Genomic DNA, 3707 nt, shown 5'->3' with positions numbered 1-3707 from the left:
ATAAGAGCGTATGGGGGATGCCTGGGCTCTTGGAGGCGACGAAGGACGTGGTAAGCTGCGATAAGCCTCGGGGATTCGCAAACTGGAATTGATCCGAGGATTTCCGAATGGGACAACCCGGCAGGTTGATGACCTGTCACACAGAGATGTGAGCCAACCCTCTGAACTGAAACATCTTAGTAGGAGGAGGAAAAGAAAGAAACATCGATTTCCTGAGTAGCGGCGAGCGAAAGGGAAGTAGCCTAAACCGGTTTCGTTACGGCGTGACCGGGGTTGTAGGACTGCGTTATTCGAGTGACTGCGAACTGGAACGTTCTGGAAAGTTCGGCCATAGAGGGTGAAAGCCCCGTATAGGTAAGTTCGTCATAAGATAGCAGTATCCTGAGTAGGGCGGGACACGAGGAATCCTGTCTGAATCCGCCAGGACCACCTGGTAAGGCTAAATACTCCCAAGAGACCGATAGTGAACCAGTACCGTGAGGGAAAGGTGAAAAGTACCCCGAACAGGGGAGTGAAATAGAACCTGAAACCATACGCTTACAACCGGTCGGAGCGGCTTCGTGCCGTGACGGCGTGCCTATTGAATAATGAGCCTACGAGTTACTGATCACTGGCAAGATTAAGTATCTGGAGATACGGAGTCGAAGCGAAAGCGAGTCTGAATAGGGCGGTTAGTCAGTGGTCGTAGACGCGAAACCTTGCGATCTACCCTTGAGCAGGTTGAAGGTTGGGTAAAACCAACTGGAGGACCGAACGAATAAGCGTTGAAAAGCTTCTCGATGACTTGAGGGTAGGGGTGAAAGGCTAATCAAGCTGGGAAATAGCTCGTACTCCCCGAAATGCCTTTAGGGGCAGCGTTGCGATAAAGAGTTTACTGCAGGTAGAGCTACTGATTGGATGCGGGGGCTTCACCGCCTACCAAATCCTGACAAACTCCGAATGGCAGTAATATGATTCGCAGCAGTGAGCGACCGGGTGCTAATGTCCGGTCACAAAAGAGGAACAACTCAGACCAGCAACTAAGGTCCCGAAGCATATGCTAAGTTGATCTAACGATGTTTTGTTGCAGAGACAGCTAGGATGTTAGCTTGGAAGCAGCTATTCATTCAAAGAGTGCGTAACAGCTCACTAGTCGAGCGACAGAGCGTGGATAATAAACGGGCATCAAGCATATCACCGAAGTTCTGGACACGAAAGTGTGGTAGGGGAGCATTCCATTTGCGTCGAAGTCGTACCGTGAGGTATGGTGGAGCGGATGGAAAAGCAAATGTAGGCATAAGTAACGATAATGCGGGAGAGTAACCCGCACACCGCAAGACCAAGGTTTCCTGATCAACGCTAATCGGATCAGGGTTAGTCGGGTCCTAAGGGTAAGCCGAAAGGCGATCTCGATGGATAATCGGTTAATATTCCGATACCGACATGCACCTCGATGGAGAGACGAAGGAACGTAAGCGCCGCCGCCTGACGGAATAGGCGGTTGAAGGGTTTAGGTATAGGGACAGATTAAGAGTTAGTCCTTGCTGAAGCCTGACAGTACAGAGAGGCTACGGCCGATTTGATAGTGCGCCCAAGTCTACTTCCGAGAAAATCTTCTAAGTTATAGTGCATGTTGCCCGTACCGTAAACCGACACAGGTGGTCGAGGAGAGTATCCTAAGGTGCTCGAGTGAATCACGGTTAAGGAACTAGGCAAATTAACCCCGTAACTTCGGGAAAAGGGGTCCCTATGAGAGTAGGGCGCAGCGAAAAGGTCCAGGCGACTGTTTATCAAAAACACAGGGCTCTGCCAATTCGAAAGAAGAAGTATAGGGCCTGACACCTGCCCGGTGCTGGAAGGTTAAGAGGGGATGTCATCGCAAGAGAAGCATTGAATCGAAGCCCCAGTAAACGGCGGCCGTAACTATAACGGTCCTAAGGTAGCGAAATTCCTTGTCGGGTAAGTTCCGACCTGCACGAATGGTGTAACGATCTGGACACTGTCTCAACCGTGAGCTCGGTGAAATTGTAGTCCCGGTGAAGATGCCGGGTACCCGCAACGGGACGAAAAGACCCCGTGAACCTTTACTATAGCTTAACGCTGAATTTGGGTGCATAATGTGTAGGATAGGCCGGAGACTTTGAAGCGGGCACGCCAGTGTTCGTGGAGTCGACGTTGAAATACGGCCCTTTGTGTATTTGAGTTCTAACCCCTTGCGGGGGACACCGTTTGGTGGGTAGTTTGACTGGGGTGGTCGCCTCCAAAAGCGTAACGGAGGCTTCCCAAGGTGCCCTCAGCACGAATGGTAACCGTGCGCAGAGTGCAATAGCATAAGGGCGCTTGACTGCGAGACATACAAGTCGAACAGGTACGAAAGTAGGGTATAGTGATCCGGTGGTTCTGTGTGGACTGGCCATCGCTCAAAGGATAAAAGGTACTCCGGGGATAACAGGCTGATCGCCGCCAAGAGCTCATATCGACGCGGCGGTTTGGCACCTCGATGTCGGCTCGTCACATCCTGGGGCTGGAGAAGGTCCCAAGGGTTCGGCTGTTCGCCGATTAAAGTGGCACGCGAGCTGGGTTCAGAACGTCGTGAGACAGTTCGGTCTCTATCTGTTGCGGGCGTAGGAAGATTGAGGGGTCCTGACTTTAGTACGAGAGGACCGAGTTGGACGAACCTCCGGTGTATCGGTTATGCCGCCAGGTGTACCGCCGAGTAGCCGCGTTCGGTTTGGATAAGCGCTGAAAGCATCTAAGCGCGAAGCCATCCCCAAGATAAGTCTTCCCTTGAGGGGCGTAGGAGACGACTACGTTGATAGGTTGCAGATGTAAAGACAGTAATGTCAAAGTCGAGCAATACTAATTACCCGAACGGCTTTCTTGCAAGATTCTTTATCTCATAGCCCTTTCATGTCATCCTTTACCGGGTGCGGACGGTTCAGGGGCTTGCTTAAGCGTCTTCCGCATAAGGGTTCTTTCTCAGGTGTGCCTGAAATAGAGTTCAGGAGGGTTAAGTTTGGAGTAGGTAATTTTTAATTCTTCATTTTTAATTCTTCATTCAAGTTTTAGGTGGTTATAGCAGTGAGGTTCCACCTCTTCCCATTCCGAACAGAGAAGTTAAGCTCACTCACGCCGATGGTACTGCGGTTTTCCCGTGGGAGAGTAGGTAGCCGCCTCTTCAAGCCGGATTCCTTTGGGAGTCCGGCTTTCTTTTTTATTTCCTTGGTCGGTCCATCGCGGTCCGGCCTTTTTTGTTATGCTGCTGGAGAGTGATTCGCGCTATTGGGAGGCGAGGTTATGATTTCTTCAGAAGACAATTATTAACTATTCATTATTAACTATTTGTTGCTTTGTCATTCTGAGGAGCCGTAGACGAACCGACGAACGCAACATGCGCAGAGACTGCTTGCAGGCTATGTCATGCAAGGAGGAGGCAACGAGCGTAGCGAAGTTAAACATCTGTCGTTTGTCATGTTGAGCGTTAGCGAAAATCTATTTTGCGGGGAAACAGATTCTTCGTCAAGGCACTGCCTTTCCTCAGAATGACAGAGGGGGTGGGTGCAGAATGACAGAGGGGAGAGGGCTCCACAGAATGACGGGTAGGTAGTCGGAATGACGGTGGGTTTTTGTGGGGGCACTTGAATCTTTGTTCCGCACTCGTGGAAATGGCGGGGTTTCATTCGTCGAGGGAGCGAGCGCCCGGAGCGGGTGTTCGGAACAGCGTAAGT

The 3707-nt window shown here is 51.0% G+C and carries 2 rRNA genes; both read left to right on the top strand.

Annotated features, from left to right (window positions below):
- Window positions 1-2863: ribosomal RNA gene (locus tag NFR47_RS08490) — 23S ribosomal RNA — on the top strand; the annotation flags it as partial.
- 181 nt (window positions 2864-3044) lie between these two features.
- Window positions 3045-3158, top strand: a 5S ribosomal RNA gene (gene rrf, locus NFR47_RS08485).
- Window positions 3159-3707: the final 549 nt, after the last annotated feature.

The organism is Alistipes muris (assembly GCF_943193205.1).
GTDB lineage: Bacteria > Bacteroidota > Bacteroidia > Bacteroidales > Rikenellaceae > Alistipes > Alistipes muris.
The sequence above is the reverse complement of the archived record's forward strand: the minus strand, read 5'-3'. Positions and strand labels throughout refer to the sequence as shown.